This window comes from Xanthobacter dioxanivorans (assembly GCF_016807805.1).
Lineage (GTDB): Bacteria > Pseudomonadota > Alphaproteobacteria > Rhizobiales > Xanthobacteraceae > Xanthobacter > Xanthobacter dioxanivorans.
This window is the reverse complement of record NZ_CP063363.1, coordinates 85,182-101,731: the sequence shown is the minus strand read 5'-3', so window position 1 is coordinate 101,731 and position 16,550 is coordinate 85,182. Positions and strand designations below refer to the sequence as shown.

General features: G+C 62.9%; 12 protein-coding genes and 1 pseudogene. 7 read left to right on the top strand and 6 right to left on the bottom strand.

Annotated elements, in window-relative coordinates:
* Positions 1-156 precede the first annotated feature (156 nt).
* Complete coding sequence (locus EZH22_RS29905) at positions 157-3,132, bottom strand: Tn3 family transposase (protein WP_203196853.1); 2,976 nt, start codon at positions 3,130-3,132, stop codon at positions 157-159.
* Between the two features lie 131 nt (positions 3,133-3,263).
* Between EZH22_RS29905 and EZH22_RS29900 the strand changes: the two genes are divergently transcribed.
* From EZH22_RS29900 to EZH22_RS29880, 5 genes are all read left to right on the top strand, one after another.
* On the top strand, positions 3,264-3,980 hold the full coding sequence (locus tag EZH22_RS29900) for a helix-turn-helix domain-containing protein (RefSeq protein ID WP_231711629.1): 717 nt from the start codon (positions 3,264-3,266) through the stop codon (positions 3,978-3,980).
* A 243-nt stretch (positions 3,981-4,223) separates the two neighbouring features.
* Positions 4,224-4,847 carry a nucleotide-binding protein gene (locus EZH22_RS29895; RefSeq protein WP_030092365.1) on the top strand — a complete coding sequence of 208 codons (624 nt, stop codon included), beginning with the start codon at positions 4,224-4,226 and terminating at the stop codon, positions 4,845-4,847.
* A 72-nt stretch (positions 4,848-4,919) separates the two neighbouring features.
* Positions 4,920-5,201, top strand: a complete 282-nt coding sequence (locus EZH22_RS29890) for a ribbon-helix-helix domain-containing protein (protein ID WP_037506114.1) — start codon at positions 4,920-4,922, stop codon at positions 5,199-5,201.
* A 78-nt stretch (positions 5,202-5,279) separates the two neighbouring features.
* Positions 5,280-5,669: a type II toxin-antitoxin system RelE/ParE family toxin gene (locus EZH22_RS29885; protein WP_019200205.1), complete on the top strand. Its 390-nt coding sequence runs from the start codon at positions 5,280-5,282 to the stop codon at positions 5,667-5,669.
* On the top strand, positions 5,647-5,964 hold the full coding sequence (locus tag EZH22_RS29880; RefSeq protein ID WP_024899700.1) for a helix-turn-helix domain-containing protein: 318 nt from the start codon (positions 5,647-5,649) through the stop codon (positions 5,962-5,964). Before EZH22_RS29885 ends, EZH22_RS29880 begins: the two co-directional genes overlap by 23 nt.
* 226 nt (positions 5,965-6,190) lie before the next feature.
* On the opposite strand, the gene EZH22_RS29875 is transcribed toward EZH22_RS29880, so the two are convergent.
* The 4 genes and pseudogenes from EZH22_RS29875 to EZH22_RS29860 all read right to left on the bottom strand — a co-directional run bounded on the left by EZH22_RS29875 (position 6,191) and on the right by EZH22_RS29860 (position 9,353).
* Complete coding sequence (locus EZH22_RS29875; RefSeq protein WP_030092366.1) at positions 6,191-6,580, bottom strand: hypothetical protein; 390 nt, start codon at positions 6,578-6,580, stop codon at positions 6,191-6,193.
* 11 nt (positions 6,581-6,591) lie between these two features.
* Positions 6,592-8,256, bottom strand: coding sequence for a type IV secretory system conjugative DNA transfer family protein (locus EZH22_RS29870; RefSeq protein WP_030092367.1), 1,665 nt, complete (start codon positions 8,254-8,256; stop codon positions 6,592-6,594).
* Positions 8,253-8,563 (bottom strand): annotated as a pseudogene (locus tag EZH22_RS29865) (mobilization protein). Before EZH22_RS29865 ends, EZH22_RS29870 begins: the two are co-directional and overlap by 4 nt.
* A 13-nt stretch (positions 8,564-8,576) precedes the next feature.
* Positions 8,577-9,353 carry an NYN domain-containing protein gene (locus tag EZH22_RS29860; protein WP_030092369.1) on the bottom strand — a complete coding sequence of 259 codons (777 nt, stop codon included), beginning with the start codon at positions 9,351-9,353 and terminating at the stop codon, positions 8,577-8,579.
* Positions 9,354-9,620: 267 nt separating this feature from the next.
* Between EZH22_RS29860 and traA the strand changes: the two genes are divergently transcribed.
* The gene (gene traA, locus EZH22_RS29855; protein WP_061979513.1) at positions 9,621-13,226 is read left to right on the top strand and encodes a Ti-type conjugative transfer relaxase TraA; all 3,606 of its coding nucleotides are present in this window, start codon (positions 9,621-9,623) and stop codon (positions 13,224-13,226) included.
* Positions 13,227-13,237: 11 nt separating this feature from the next.
* Positions 13,238-13,987 carry a DUF6118 family protein gene (locus EZH22_RS29850; protein WP_030093147.1) on the top strand — a complete coding sequence of 250 codons (750 nt, stop codon included), beginning with the start codon at positions 13,238-13,240 and terminating at the stop codon, positions 13,985-13,987.
* Here EZH22_RS29850 and EZH22_RS29845 read toward each other — a convergent pair.
* Positions 13,948-16,332 carry a DEAD/DEAH box helicase gene (locus EZH22_RS29845; RefSeq protein WP_231711617.1) on the bottom strand — a complete coding sequence of 795 codons (2,385 nt, stop codon included), beginning with the start codon at positions 16,330-16,332 and terminating at the stop codon, positions 13,948-13,950. The two genes, EZH22_RS29850 and EZH22_RS29845, sit on opposite strands and share 40 nt — an antisense overlap.
* Positions 16,333-16,550 lie beyond the last annotated feature (218 nt).

The following is a 16,550-nucleotide window of genomic DNA, read 5'->3' as shown; positions in this document are numbered from 1 at the left end:
CCAAAAATTGGTCACTGCAGCGAAGAAGGGCGGGGTGCGACCTGGGCTCCGCCACCTGCTGCTGGCTGGCGCCTGGAGCGATTGGCCGATGCGCATGTGGGGGTCAGAACAAGAGCTGCTCAAAATCGTACGCTAAGGCCGAACGAATCATGAACATCATGCTACTCGCCGGACTGGGGCTTGCAAGCGAAGCGATCGGAAGCCTTCGGGCATCTGGTGCTCAGTATCCCAGGTGTAGATGCCGGTCAGGTTGATGTGTTCCCAACTGAGCGGCGAGACGTGCTTGAGCAGCGTGTCGGGAATGTTTCTGCCGTCTCGCTTCAGATGAGTGACAGCGCGGTCGAGATAGACGGTGTTCCAGTGCACGATGGCGCTGACGACAAGATTGAGGCCAGACGCGCGGAATGCTTGGCTCTCGAATGAACGGTCACGGATTTCGCCGCGCTCGTGGAAGAACACCGCGCGTTTGAGCTTATGCGCTGCCTCACCCTTGTTGAGGCCGGCTTGGCACCGTCGGCGCAAGGCTGGGCTCGAATACCATTCGATCATGAACAGCGAGCGCTCAATCCGGCCGAGTTCCCGCAGCGCCTTTGCCAGCTGGCTTTCCATCGGAGACGCCGAGAGCTTTTTGAGGATGGTCGAGGGGACGACGGAGCGCGTCGTGATCGAGGCTGCCAGATGGAGCAGATCGTCCCAACGATCGAGAATCAACGCGGTGTTAATCGGAGCCCCGATGTGGTTCGTCAGCGCCGGGTAGGCATCGCCCTTCTCGAATGTGTGGAACTTTCGATCTTTGAGATTGCGCAATCGAGGCGCGAAGCGTTTGCCGATCAGGGCGAACAGCCCGAAGACGTGATCGCTCGCGCCACCAGTGTCAGTAAAATGCTCCTGGATATCCAGGATCGTATCTTGGTCAAACAGGCCATCGAGCACATAGGCCGCTTCGCTTTCCGTGGGGCTGATCGGCAAAATGCTGAAATAGCCGTACTGGTCCGACAGGTGGCTGTAGAATTTCGATCCCGGCTCGCTGCCATAGTGCAGGTTGACGTCGCCGCGTTTTGCCGCTCGGTCGCTCACACGGAAGAACTGTCCGTCGGACGACGCGGTCGTTCCGTTGCCCCACAGACGGGAATGCGGGTGACCGGTATGGGCGTCGGTGATGCAGGCCTGAGCGGCGCGATAGGTTTCTGATCGGGCATGGAAGGTGCGCATCCAGCCAATCTGATGGGCGCTGATGCCCTTGGAGGCGCCGGCCATCCGCTTCGGACCAAGATTGGTTGCATCGGCCAAGATGCCGGCCAGCATGGCGGAGACATTCCGTGGGGCGTCACCCGTGCGGACATGTGTGAAGTGATCGGCAAAGCCCGTCCAATCATGCACTTCCCTAAGGAGATCAGGAACTTCGACAAGCGGATACATCTCGCTGATCTCTGCGTTCAGTTCTTCGGCTGCCGCAGGAACGTCGCCGACGGTCGGCGTCACGATCAGCGTTCCCGCTTCGAGACGAACACCCTTGAGCTTACCAGCGCGAGCGCGATAGGCCAGGCGCTTCAGATTGAAGTCCAGCACCTGCATTACTTCGTTCAGCCAAGCGGCGCCGTCACTGCCCACACCAAGGCCAAGCCGATCCTCTTCCTTCATCGCGGTGAACGTAGATCGCGGCATGAGGTGGTCGTCGATCGGGCGGAACGAGCGGCTGCCCTCCACCCAGATATCCGCCGAGCGAAGGCGCTCGCGCAATGCGGCGAGCGTGGCTATCTCATAGAGCCGACGATCGGGCTTCTGCTGCCCAAAGATCAGTTTCCGATCGGTTGGACTGAGATGGCTGGTCGGAACACGCTCGGGCAGTGTGCGCCGTCCCTCCGAATGAAGCCTTCGGAGCATCGCAATAGCTGTGAGCAGAGAATCGTGGCGGCGCGCTGAACGGAACGTAAAGGTTGCCAGGAACGCCGTCGCGTATTTGAGGACGCCACCATACTGCTCGGCCGCCAGGACCAGCGGGGATGCCTCGTTGTCCTCGACCATTGCTGCAAGCTCAGGCTTCATTCGAAGCAGCCGGTGCCAACCGACCTTTTGGTCAAGAACCTCAAGCGCGTCCTGACCCCGATCGTTGGCCGATTGCAGCGCTGTTATCGTATCGAGGAACATACGCAGGGCCTTGGAGGTGTCTGTCCGTTGGTCCATGTGCCGCCGTTTCTTGCGACTGTGCGCCTGGGAGAACAGCCGCCCGATCAGCTTGATGAACATCGTAACGGCATCATCGGTTAGCTTCTCGCCGAGCTTGATCACCTGCGCGACAATCAGGGCGTGGCGACGGCTGGCATTGAAGTCGTTGGCCAGCCACGCCGGTGTGGCATTGCCCTCACGGACCATTTGGTCCCACCGCCCGGATGCCACGCGCGCCCGCAAACCGGGATCGATCCCGAGCGTGCGCAGGAAGGCAATTCGTTCAGTCAGTCCTACCAGATTTGAAGCTGCGGGCGCTTCCGGCGCGGACCGCAACCAATGGAAGCGAGTCTGGCCGACCGCCGCATCAACCTCGAGCAGCTTGTCGAGAGCCAGCAGCTTCTCAGGTGTGAGACCGTCGATAAGCGCTGTCTCCGCGCGACGGCGAGCTATGGCGCGGGCCGCAAGCGCCATTCGCTCGATGATCTCCACCGCGGGCAACAGGGCTCCGCGTTCTCGCATCGTGGCGACAATGGCATTCACAATCGAAGCGCCGCTGTCGGACATCGTGGCCGCCTCAATTGCCGACAACAGCCCCGCGCGACGATCCTGAGCTGTCGCGCTTCTGACGCCGAGATAGATCATCAGGCGCGCAATGTGATCGCGGCGCGTCTCTTCCCGGCGGGCATAGATTGTAAACGCAGTGGGATCGGCGCCGATCTGGTCGGCCACATATTTCAGCATCGCACGCGGCGGAATTTCGCCTGCGGCCAGCACCCGGCCCGGATGTCGCATCACGCAAAGCTGAACAGCGAAGCCGAGCTTATTGTGCTCGCGCCTGCGAAGGTCAATTTCGAGGCGATCCGACGCGGACAATGAATAGTGTCGGATTAGACTGTCCTCATCAGCCGGAATATCGAAAAGCTCCCGACGATCCTGAGCTTTGAGAATCTTGCGCCTGGCCACTGCTCAACTCCGCACACACCAACTCCCGCTCAATGTTGCCGAGCTGACTGGATGTGGAAACAGCAGCTATCCTACTGCCACGGTTTTCCACTGGGATCAGACGGCGCGCCTGGAAATCGCGAGACACAAGAATCTCGGTTCACGCTTCGTTCGACCTTAGCGTACGATTCTGCACAGCTCTTGTTCTGATCCCAGTTCGCCGGCATAGTCATATCCGGGGCCGATCGGAGGGCCGGATATGGCGGCCGACGACGCGCAAGGACGTTCAGGCAATCTTGAAGGCGGCCGAAATCTACAATGAGGCCGGCTTGCACGAGAAGGGCGAGCGAAGCGGCCCGCTAGGATCGGTGGCGCTCGACGTGCTGCGGCTGTTCGTCAATCTCATAGACTTCCGCACCGGCCGGTTAGAGCCGTCAATCACCACGATCATGGATCGGCTAGGCCGGTCGCGCGATACGATCGTGCGGGCGCTGAAGAACCTGCGGGCGCATGGTTTCATCGACTGGCTGCGGCGCTACGAGCCGACCGGCAACGAGGGGCGCGGCCCACAGGTCCAGCAGACGAGCAACGCCTATCGCCTGTCCTTGCCGGAAAAGGCCCGTCAGTTTCTCGGCAGGTTCGGCAAGGCCCCGCCCCCGCCTGCTGATCATGGACAGGATCAGCAGGCATGGAGCGAGGCAATCGACGCCTACAAGACCACCCTGCCCCTCGATGAGCGGACGCAGCTCGACACCGGCGATAGCCCGCTCGGTAAGGCCCTCGTGATGCTGGCAAAGAGTGTGATGAAACGTGAGTCCGATAACCAGACTGAATCCCCATCTGATCTTTATCTAAGAGGGCAAACATAAGCGGTCGCCGCTGTTCGGGCTGCTTGCGCAGCCCTGCGGCGGTTCCGATCCGCGTATAAGGCGGATCGGGAGGCGGCACCCTCACAGCAAAACCGCCACGTTCGCGCCGGCGGCAACCGTCCTACGGGCTTTCGAGAGGGAGCGAGGGGCAAGGGCGGGGCTTAATATTTGCTGTATTGCCAGCAATAAGGCATTTAAGCAAAAATTCTTGCCGTCAATGCGGTTTGCTGCTATGCCAGCAATATGAAAACAATCGCCATAGTCAGCCAAAAAGGCGGGGCTGGAAAAACCACCCTCGCCTTGCACCTTGCTACGGCCGCCGAGGCGGCCGGGCTTCCCGCCGCTATCATCGACCTTGACCCCCAGGCAAGCGCCGCCGGATGGGGCGATAGCCGACAAGGTGAGGCCCCGGTTGTCGTCGCGCTTCCTCACACTCGTTTGCCGCAAGGCTTGCAGGCCGCGACCGATGGCGGGGCCGAGCTGGTCGTGATCGACACCGCGCCGCACTCGGAAGCGGCCGCAATGGCGGCAACGCGATCGTCCGACATGGTGTTGATCCCGTGCCGAGCCGGAATCCTCGATCTTCGCGCGATCGGAAGCACGGCCGAGCTGGTGAAACTCGCCCAAAAGCCGGCCTTTGTCGTTTTGAACGCCGTGCCGCCGCGTGCCACGCAGCTTCTGGCCGATGCGCGGGAAGCCGTTCAGGTTCACGGCTTGGAGGTTGCCCCCGTCGCCTTCCAGCAGCGGGCGGCTTTCGGACATGCGCTCACGGCCGGCAAAACCGCTCCGGAGTATGAGCCGGCCGGCAAAGCCAGCGAGGAAGTGTCCGAATTGCTGACCTGGCTTAGAGGCCAATTGCTGATTTGACGGCAAGCTGTATTGCCAGCAATAAGGCATAATGGTATTGCTGGCAAACTGGCAGTTTGATGGGATAAAACCATGTCGAAAAGACCGAGTTTAGCCGCGAGCATGAAGGCCGTGGGCGCGCAGACCACGCCGCCTGTTGCGCCTATCGCGGAATCCGCCCCCGCGCCGACCCCGGATCGTGCCGAGGGTAAGCGTTACCATGCCGCCACGCGGGCCGGAATGAAGCGGGTGACAGTCGTGGTCGAGCCGGAGGAACATCGCCGTGTTAAGCGGCTGTCAGCCGACACCGACCGCTCCATTGAAGACCTCATGCGCGAGGCGCTTGCTGACTTGCTGGCAAAACATAGTGCTTGATTGCCAGCAAAGCGGCGATGCGGTAAGGGCCTTGAAGTGTAACGCTATGTGTCATACATTCAGGGGCGAGGAAGTCGCGTGAGGGTTTTCAAAAACAGCCGGTTTCACAAGTTTGCCCGAAAGGAGAAAATCTCTGACGCGATGCTTTGTGAGGCTGTAGAGCGGGCTGAGCGCGGCCAGATCGACGCCGATCTAGGGGCCGGCCTTATCAAGCAACGAGTAGCGCGGCCCGGCGCTGGAAAGTCTGGCGGCTTCCGAACGCTGGTTTTCTTCCGCGCGGAGACGAGGGCGGTTTTCGCGTTCGGGTTTGCCAAGAGCGATATGGCGAACCTTGATGATGCGGAAGAAGCCTACTTGAAGAAGGCCGCAAAGCTGGTCTTGGGGTTTGCAGATGCGCAGATGGACGCGGAAGTTGCTGCGGGTCGAATGTTCGAGGTGAATTGCGATGAGCAAGACTTACAAGAGTGAAGCTCTGGCGGCCGTCCATGAGATGATGGAAGGCTTCTATGAGTCCGGCGCGATCGACAAGCAGACGATGCGCGAATTTGACGAGGGGTGTCTGACAACCGTTGAGCCGCTGACCCCCGAGGAAATCCGTTCTATTCGTGAGCGTGAGCGTATCTCGCAGCCTGTCTTTGCCCGCTATCTCAACGTGAGTAAGGGGCTGGTGTCAGATTGGGAACGTGGGGTGAAGAAGCCCGGCGGCCCGGCGCTGCGGCTGCTGACCGTTATTCAGAAAAGGGGCCTTGAGGCGATTGCCTGATTGCTGGCAAGTTGGCAAACAAGCAATTTGGCAAGTTGTCTGCCTGCATCCCGCCCCCGGCCGTCCCTACGGCCCTAGATGATGAGAGCGGGACGGCCGGGGGCTAGCGTCGCGGGTGTGGCCTGGTTGAGCGATGCCGGCGAGCAGCCGGCCCCGGCCCGGAGGGAACGCGCTCCCACATAGCGCCGAAGTGACCGGAGGGCCGCAAGAGAGAAGCCCCGGTGCGTCAGCGCCGGGACCGCTTTTCCCATCTGGCCGGCTCGGGCAGGGGGGCTTCGCGCTTTTCGCGCAGTAGGGCTTTCATTTCTTCCATCGAAATACCCGGTCGGGAATCATCGGCCGCCACCTGTATGCGGCGCTTGAGTAGTTCCCGGCGCAGATCGGCATGGGGTGCCAGCTCCTTATGCTCGCCCAGGATCACGAACACGGCTTCGGACGGATCAAGGAACGTGTCCTGTTCGATCAGATCGAGCAGCCACAGGGCCAGCGACGGCGGCAGATAGGCTTCAAACCGCAAGCCGCCCTTGGCGGCCTGGTCACGGAGCTGCTTGGCCTGTTCAACGGCATGGGCCTTGTCGGCGGGATCGGGCCATTCGGGCGCATCGGTGTCGGTCATGGTTTCATCCTTTATGCTTGGTCGAACAGCCCCCGGAATTCTGCATCGGCGTAATAGGCGAGCTTGCCGGCGACGATCGGCCGTTGCCCGGCGAGGAACAGCAATTCGACATGCTGCGGCAGGTTGCGGACCTCATCGGGGGTCAGCAGCGGCCGGGCCGTGTGTTGCTCGCCATAGGAGAGGCCGGATTTTTCGGAATCGAGCGCCCGGCTCATGGTCTGGAACACCACGGTTTCCTGCCCGAGCAGATCGGAGACGAGGCGGGCGCTGTCGTGATCGTTGACACCGAACACCTGTAGGACGCCGGCGTTTGACAGGAAGGTTCCGGCGCGTTGCCCGTAGGTGGCGCGGAGCTGGTGAACGTCTTGCAGGATCGGCCAGAGCTGGACGCCATAGCCGGCCATGAGGCCCATTGCGCGCTCGACGGGGGCGAGGTGGCCGAGGGCGGCGAACTCATCCAGCAGGTAGAGGACCGGCACGGCCGGCTTGGCGGGGTCGCGCGCCATGTCGGTCAGGCTTTGCGCGACGAGCAGACGCAGCCAGCGGGAATAGGTGGCGAGGCGATCGGGCGGCAGGACGAGGAACACCGAGGCGTTGCGGCGCTTGAGATTGGCAAAGCGGAAATCGGATCGGCCGAGGACCGCGACCATGCGGGGGCTGTCGAGGAAATGGGTATGGCGCTGCGCGGCCGAGAGGACGCCGGCCGCTTCCCGGTCGGATTTGCCGAGGTGGCGGTTTGCGGCGCGGGCGATCAGGCCGCCGGCGGCCGTTGACGCCTGCATGTCCTTCAGGAGCGCCGCGAAGGCTTCAGGGGCGAGGGTGAGAGCTTCGCGCAGGGTAGCGAGGTTTCGCCTGTCGCGCGGCTCGCTGGCGGCAATATGGAGGATCAGGCCGGCAATGAGCGCCTTGGCTTCCTCGTTCCAATGCGCCTCGCCGGCCATGCCCGGTTCATCGAACACGAGGGCGTCGGCCAAGGTGCTTGCATCTTCCGCGACATCGAGGCCGGCCGGGTCGAGCTGGTCGAGAGGATTGAAGGCGGCCGAGGGCTGGCCGGTGACGCCGAAGGGGTCGAGGACGTGGACCGGGCCGAAGGTCTGGCGGGCGTGGCCGGCGATCTTGGCATTTTCGCCCTTGGGGTCGATGCAGATCACGGAGCGGTCGGCCGTGAGCAGGTTAGGGATGATGGTTCCCACCCCTTTGCCGGTGCGCGTCGGGGCCATCGTCAGCAGGTGGGCCGGGCCGTCATAGCGCAGGAGCTTTCCCGTTTTGCCGTCGCGGCCGATCAGCAGGCCGGAATCGGCGCGGGCAAGGGCGGCGGTTTCCTTGTCGGTGGCGAAGCGGGCCGAGCCGTGGGTTTCGCCGTCCATATCCCCGAAATGGATAATCAGCGGATTGGTGACGAGCCGGAAGGTGATCGCGGCCAGCACCAGCAGCGTGACGAGATCGAGCGCGATGAAGGGAACCGAGCCGGGGCCGAAGCCCATTTGTTCGAGGAAGAACCGGCCGCCGAAGCCGACCACGAACAGGGTTATGATGAGGATGAACAGAAGCCCGAGAAGCGGTTTCCAGATGCGGAAGGGCAGGGCGAGCAGGGATAGGAACGCCCATAGCGGATCACGCGCAGCCTGCCGCATCATGTTCTTGAACGCGGCCCAGGCTAACGTCGCCTGATTCATGAGGCGGCCCCCCCGGCGCTGTCTGTTGTCTCCCTGGCCGGCGCGTTGGCGATCAGATCGGCAAAGAGTTCCTTATCGCCAGGGCGCGTCAGGAAGTCGGGCAGCTCGCGCTTGAGCCATTCGCGGAGGCGTCGGGAAAATTCCTCATCCTTGCCGCTTTCGAGGCGATGCAGAACGAGCGCGCCGAGCAGCACCTTGCGGCGGGTATCGTTGGCGCGCTCCTGTTTGCCGAGCCGAGCCGGGCCTTGAGCGTGGCGCGCTGCGCATCCAGCTCGGCCAACCGCTGTTCGATCGTCTTGCGCGCCATGTGTCGTTTCCTTCTATCTAGCGGGGCGAGGGGTTGGCCCGCCCTTGAGGCGAACCATGATAATTTTCGGATTTTCGCCAATGCGCTCGACCTCGACAATGCCCGACGCCTCGACCAGATCGGAGAGGCGGGGAAAGCCATAGTTACGGGCGTCGAAATCCGGCGATTGTTTCGCCAGGTGCGCGCCGACGCGGGCCAGATTAGCGCGGCCGTCTTCGTCGGCCGAGGCGGTGACAGCTTTCGCCAGCATGTCGAGGGCAGCGCGATCGAGTGCCGCTTTCGCCGGTGCAGGCTTGGCGGCGGCCGCTTTAGGCGCGGTGACGGCTTCCGCTTCCTTCTGTTCCCCGGCCGTGTTGAGCACGTCGAAATAGACGAACTTGTCGCAAGCGGTGATGAAGGGGCGGGGCGTCTTGCGCTCCCCGAACCCATAGACGATGACGCCTTGCTCACGGATGCGCGCGGCCAGGCGGGCAAAGTCGCTATCACTTGAGACGATGCAGAAACCGGAGAAGCGGCCGGTATAGAGCAAGTCCATCGCGTCGATAATCATCGCGCCGTCCGTTGCGTTCTTCCCGGTCGTATAGGCGAATTGCTGGACCGGCTGAATCGAGTGTTCCAGCAGGCACTCTTTCCAGCCGTTGAGGTTCGGCTTGGTCCAATCGCCATAGATGCGCTTGACGCTGGCGGTGCCATAGTTGGCGATCTCAGCCAGCAGCCCGGTTATGATTTTCGGGGTGGCATTATCGCCGTCGATCAGCAACGCAAGTGTTCCGGCGCTGTCTATTGCCATCGGTCTGCACTCCCATTTGAGCCGAAGTCTATCCGATGCAAGCAGCGTCACCAAACACGATTATGCGCTACCTTGAATTTTTGGCGGCTTTGCAGCACAATCAGGGCCTCAGTTCATCGCATCGACCTTGCCGCAAGCGCCACACCGAGCGACGAAATAGCGTAGCGATTGAGTTGAGAAGGGCGCACTTACGAGTTGCTATGCAACTCAGCGCGCCGCCAGCTTGGAGGCTGGCGGGAAAGGCGGAAACTAGATCGAGGCAACGGGTTGGCGATCTACCATTTGAGCATGAAGCCAGTTTCGCGGGCGGGCGGCCGTAGCGCCGTCGCCTCAATGGCTTATCGTGCCGGGGAGAAGCTGACCAACGAACGCGACGGGATCACGCATGATTTCAGCCGCAAGCAGGGCGTTGAACATGCCGAGATCGTCTTGCCCGAAGGCGTTTCAGCCGATTGGGCGCGGGATCGGTCGGACTTGTGGAACGCCGCCGAGTTTGCCGAGAAGCGCAAGGATGCCCGCGTTGCGCGGGAGTTCGAGATTGCCTTGCCGCATGAGCTATCGGCCGAGCAGCGGCTAGAGGCGGCGCGGGAGATGGCGCAGGAGCTGGCCGACCGCTACGGCGCGGCCGTGGACTTCGCCATTCATGCGCCGCACGAGGCGAGCGACGTTCGCAATCACCATGCCCACATTCTTATGACCACGCGGCAGGTGACGGAGGACGGGCTAGGCGACAAGACCTATCTTGAGCGCGAAAACAAATGGCTGTTGGCGCACGACCTGCCGACGACAGATATGCAGCTCCGCGACCTTCGCCAGCGATGGGAGGGGATCGCCAACGAGCGGCTTGCGATGGCCGGGCTAGATATTCGCATCGACCATCGTTCGCATATGGAGCGCGGGCTAGAGATCGCGCCAACCGAACATATGGGCGTCCATGCCACGCAGATGGAGCGGCGCGGCCTCGACGTATCGCGGGCGCGGCTGGACGAGGAAGCGGCCCGGCGCAATGCCGAGTTGATCCGGGAGAAGCCCGAGCAGGTTCTAACCCTCATCACCGGGGAAAAGAGCGTGTTCGACCGGCACGACGTTGCGCGGGCGCTGCATCGCTACATCAACGACGATCCGCAGGAGTTTCAGAGCGCGTTCGCCAAGGTGATGGCCTCGCCGGCGCTGGTCGAGCTTCAGCCCGAGCGGGCCGACCCGGCAACGGGCGAGATCGAGCTTGCCCGCTATTCGACCCGCGAAATGGTCGAGATCGAATCCGGCATGATCGAGAGCGCGCAGCGGATGCACGGCGCGCATGGTCATGGCGTCGATCGCCGGCATGTCGAGCGCGCCATAGAGCGGCAGGACGCCGCCATTCAGCGCAGCGCCGGCGATGCTTCCGCCCGGTTGTCCGACGAGCAGCGCCGGGCGATCGAGCATATCACCGGGCCGGAGCGGATCGCGGCCGTTGTCGGCTATGCCGGCGCTGGCAAGTCCACCATGCTCGCGGCGGCGCGCGAGGCATGGGAGGCCGAGGGCTATCAGGTCCACGGTGCGGCCTTGTCGGGGAAGGCGGCCGAGGGCTTGGAGGAAAGTTCCGGCATCCAGAGCCGCACCCTCGCGTCATGGTCCCGCGGTTGGGAGAACGACCGCGGCACGATCGGCCGCGGCGACGTGTTCGTGATCGACGAGGCCGGCATGGTCGGGAGCCGCCAGCTCGCCCGCTTCGTTGGCGAGGCCGAGGCGCGCGGGGCGAAGATCGTCCTTGTAGGCGACCATGAGCAGCTACAGGCGATCGGGGCCGGCGCACCGTTCCGGGCGATCACGGAGGAAATCGGCCATGCCGAGCTGTCCGAGATACGCCGGCAGCGCGTGGACTGGCAGCGGGAGGCGTCGGTTGACTTCGCCACGCACCGGACGGCCGAGGGGCTGGCAGCCTATCGGGATCATGGCAATATCAGCTTTGCCGAGACGGGCGAGGACGCGCGCGGCCAGATCGTGCGGGATTATCTTGCCGACCGCGACGAGCGCCCGGACGGCACCCGCGTAGCGATGGCGCATCGCCGGGCCGATGTTCGGGCGATCAATGACGCGATCAGGACCGAGCTACAGGACCGGGGCGAGCTGGCGCAGGGCGAGGACGCCGGCGCGCTGACCTTCCAGACCAATGACGGAAAGCGGGAGTTCGCGCCCGGCGACCGCATCGTGTTCTTGGAGAACAACCGCGACCTTGGCGTGAAAAACGGGATGCTTGGCACGGTCGAGCATGTCGAGGAAGGCCGGATCATCGCCACGCTGGACGGCGGCCGGGAGCGTAGCGTTTCCGTGCCGATGGGCGACTATCAGGCGATCGACCACGGCTATGCGACGACGATTCACAAAAATCAGGGTGCGACGGTCGATCGGTCCTATGTGATGGCGTCGGGGACGATGGACCGGCACCTAACCTATGTCGCCATGACCCGGCATCGTGATGGTATGCAGCTCTACGCCGCACAGGACGAGTTCACCAATGCCGGCCGGCTGGTCGAGCATGGGGCCGCCCCGTTCGAGCATGACCCGCAGAAATCCGGCAGCTATTTCGTGACGCTGGAAAACGACAAGGGCGAGCAGCGCACCCTATGGGGCGTCGATCTTGAGCGCGCCATGAAGGAGGCCGCGCCGGAGATCGGGGAGAAGATCGGCCTACAGCATGAGGGTTCCACCCCCGTCACCTTGCCGGATGGGACGCAGACGCACCGGAACGCATGGAAGGTTCAGGACGCCGGCGAGCTGGCCTATAGCCAGCTAGAGCGCCGCCTTTCCCGGTCGGGCGTCAAGGAAACGACGCTCGATTATACCCGCGACTTTGCCGAGCGGCGCGGGATCGCGGAGCAAATGGGCATCCGCAGCGAGATCGAGATTCCGGCCGAGCGCGCGGCCGGGCTACGTGCGGAGCGGGAGTCGACGGCCGGGGATCATGCGCTTGATCGCAGATCCTCGCAAAAAGTTGGCGCGGATCTCGCGCAGGATCTCCGTGCAGATCCGCGCGAGGATCTCGCCGGCGATCGACAGCAGCGCCGCAATCCGTTCGAGGGCCTGAAACTCGGGCGCGGCGCGGCGGCCGAGAGCCGCGAGCCAGACCGCGCCGGCGAGGACGGCCCACAGATCGACCAGAACAGGCCGCAGCAGGCCGAGAAGCAGCGGCGCGGTATGTTCGCCGGCCTCAAGCTCAATGCGCGTCCTGCCGCCTCTCAGGAGCGCAGCGAGCGGCCGGAAAGGGAAGGGAGCTTGCGGCCGGCGCCGGCGCCCGACCGGCTGGCCGAGCGGGCGCGGGGGCCGTCGCCGCTTGAGACGGCCGTTGACCGATATTCGCGGGCCTATCAGTCGATCGACCAGCACCGGCGCGAGGGCCTGCCCGTTCTCGACATGCAGCGGCAGGAAATGCGCGATGCCGGCCAGCAGCTCGACCAGGTGCGCGGCGGCATGAAAGATTTGATGCGCTCGACGCTGGAAAACGACCCGGCGACGGCGCGCGCCATGACCGAGCTTTCCGGCCGGGAGCGTGTCGCCCATGTTATCGACGGGATGAAGCGCGAAAACGCCGCGCTGCAAGACCCGAATATCAGGGCCGAGCGGTTCGTTGAACGCTGGCAGGAGCTACAGGGGCAGCGCCGGGAGCTTCGCGGCTGGCAGCACGACGACGCCCGCGCCAAGGTCGAAAGCCACATGAACGGCATGACCAAGAGCCTTGAGCGTGACCCGCAGGTAGATTCCATCCTGCGCAATCGCCGGCAGGAACTTGGAATCGGTCAGGAGCTTCGCCGCGAGCAGACCATTGCCCGCGCGCTGCAAGACGAAATGACACGCGGCCACCGGCTTAGCCGGGGCATCGGCATGGAAAGGTAGGCACGGAGAACATGGCGGAGCTGGACGACGACAGGGAAGGAATCGAGCCGGAAGCACTGGACGAGGACGCCGGCGACCCGGCCGCCGCGTTCGACGCGCTACGGCGCACGATCGAGACGCAGGGCGCGCAGATCGGCGCGGAAATGACCGTGATGCGGCGCGGGCTGGAAGCGGCTTTCGACCAGCTCGAAAAGATCGAGCCGGCGCAGGACTACAAGCCCCAGCTCGCCCAGCTCGTGCAGGCGCTCGACAATGTTGCGGAGCGGATGCACGGCGTAGAGCAGTCACCCATTCTCCGGCAGGGCGCGCAGCACTATGCGGCGGTCCTCGAGCGCAGCGGCGAGGCCCTTATACGCACCGCCGCGCAGCAGCTCGAGCGGCAGGCGTCCGACCTCGAGCGCGCCGGCCGCAATCTTTCGGCGCACGTCGCCAGCGCGCGGGAGCGCGATCGGCAAAATTGGTGGCTTGTCGTCGCCTTCGCTGTCGGCCTGCTCGCCGGCGCGCTGGTGATGCTGTTCCTTCCGCGCCTGTTGCCGTTCTCGGCCGCGCCGCGTGTCGCCAGCGTCGTCATGGGCGAAAGGCCGTGGCAGGCCGGCATGAGCCTCATGGCGTTCGGCAGCCCGGAAGCATGGCAGCGGGTGGCGTCGGCCGATCAGCTTGTTGAGGCGAACAGGGAGGCGGTAGCGGCTTGTTGGGAGGCCGCGCGCACGGCCGGCGAGGATCAGCGTTGCACCATCACCGTGAAAGCGCCGGGGCAATAGATTGCTGCCCCGGCGTGAAGTTCAGAAGGCGAACTTGGCCTGGCCTTTGTCTTCGACAGGGCGCAGCCGGGCATAGGCAAGAAGATCAGCGATCGAGCCGCCCTTGTCCCGCCAGCCATAGAAGGTGTCTTCCCGAGAAGGACATAGTGCCATTCGGAATCGCTACGCTGTTCCGGAGGAAGGGCGTTGATCCGGTCGCACCATGAAACGGCGGCCTTGCGCTTGCGCAGCACGTTCGGGCTGGTGAGCTGGCCTTGTGCCTTTGTTTCCACCAGATAAATCGCTCCGCCTGCTCTCACGAAGAAATCCGGCGAATAGAACGCCGGAAGCCCATCTTCCTTGATGTATCGCAGGCGCGCGAAGGTGTGTTTCTGCTCGTTGATCTTGCAGAAGGCTTCAACGCTGGCGTCACGCTCGCAGGTTTCCATAAATGCCAGTTCAAGGCCGCCGTTCCGCGAGGGATAGGGAAGGCGCAGATAGATAGCTTTCTCGACGGCCAGCGATGATCCTTCCCGCATGGCGAGCTTGGGCACTTCCGAAAGACGCCGATGCGCGACCTCGGCATTGGCGACAATCACGCTGTCTTCCGCTTCGAGAATGGCGCGCGCCCACACCTTGATAATGTGCTCCGTCACCGGGTCGATCAGCAGGACGCGCCAGTTCTCATCCGTGAGAGGGTCCAGCTCCTGGCCGAACAGGTGCCGACGAATGAAGGTGTCGATGCCCTCGGCCATCTCGGCCCGGTTTATCTGGATGTAGGGGAACTTGCTGGCGTTGGCGAAAGCCTTCGAGCTGTTTGTGGTATCCGTCAGGGTGACGGCTTCCGTGATCCGGCGCGTGATCCGGGCCAGGTAGTCATTATATCCCGTCGCGGTCATCACGCCGCCATGCACGCGATAGTCGCCAAAGCGCGTTTTCGCCTGCACGTCTTCGGAATGGAACTTCTCGCCCTGGCCGATCTGCCCCTTGAGTTGTTGGAGCGAAAACGATCCGAACGGCGCGAGGCTCGAAGGGTCGATATGGGTATCTTCCAGCGCCTCGACCTGTTCCCGCAGGATGAAGGGTATGGCGAAATCGTATTCCTCGAAGCCCGGCCGGAGGCCAACCGAGATCAGGTCGCCGGTCGAGCTGCCATTCGCCTCGTCGTCGTTGTCATCTGCTTCAGCCGCCAAGCCTTCCTGAATCAGCTCGTCATAGAAGCCCTGGAACGCCGGATGCTCCACGATCGAAAGAATGTCGATCATGTTGGAGGGTGTCTTTCCGCCGCGAATGAGCTGGCGGTTCTCCCGCTTTATGTCGTCGTATTCATTGCCGCGCCACATCAGACGCAAGCCGCGCCCGATCGTCTGTTCCAGCAAGATGCCGGCGCTCGATGCGCGCAGCGGGACAATGACGCAGATGTTATTCACGTCGAAGCCTTCGCGCAGCATGAGCACGCTCACTATGACGCGCGGGGATTTGTGACGGTCCACGTCGAACAGGCGTTCGCGCAGCACCTTCCATTCGTCGGGCTTCAGCTCGCCCTTGCGGTTGGAATCGACGCGCAAAACCTCGTCATCGGCCAGCCCTTCGAGCTGCATGAAATCAGCGACGAGCGGCGTAACCGTGGTGTCTTCGCAGACCACCAGCATTTTCGGATGCTTGTCCGGATCGAGGGCGGCAAAATCGGCTTCCAGCTTCCGGAGCTTGGTCAGGCCGGCGCGCAACATAATGCGCTGCCCCTCTGACAGCATCGGGTTGCCGTTCTCATCCCGATCGGCCTTGAAATCCAATTCCTCATGGCTCAGCGCCCCGATTTCGGAGCGTTTGTCGAGAACAAGGGATTTGACCAGGCCGGTGCGCATGGCCGTCTTCAGGTCGAAATCAACGGCGATGTGCGGGAAGTAGGATTTCCGGCTGTTCCGGCCAGTCCCGACCTCGTTATAGGGCGTGGCCGAAAAGTCCACTTGGACGAAGCGGCGGCCCTTGGGTTCTGCGATCAGGTTGAGGCTCTTTTGCCATTCAACTTCCGTCACCTCGCCTTCCCGCTTGAACTCGTGAATATGGTGGGCTTCGTCATTGAAGACCATGAGCGCGGGCAGGTCTTTCAGGTAGGAGAGGATGCCGCCGCGCTCATAGCGACGGTTCAGCACGTTCAAATCGTTGCCTTGGCTGGTGCCGGGCGTCAGGGGAAGGACGCTCTGCACAACGATTTTCGGATCGGCGGATTCCCCCGGCGCGGTGATTTCCTCATCCTCAAGCGGCTCGCCTTCTTCCGACAGCACATGCCAGTTGGAAATGGCGATGATGCCGCCGGCCGTGACCTTGCGGCCAATGTCTTCTTTCGGGCAGACCGCCCCTTGCACGAACCGGAAAACCTCGTCCCGGTAGGAATCGGGAATGAACTTGGATTCGGAGCTGAAACGCTTTGCCCAAGGCGGTAATGATTTTCTGTCATACTCATAAGCGTTCCTCCAAGGATGCGGATTATTTACGAGTTGGAAACAATAGAAGGGTTATCAGATGAAACACGAGCAGGGCGATACCAATGCCACCGAAGATAAAAGTCATTCTACCGAGAAAT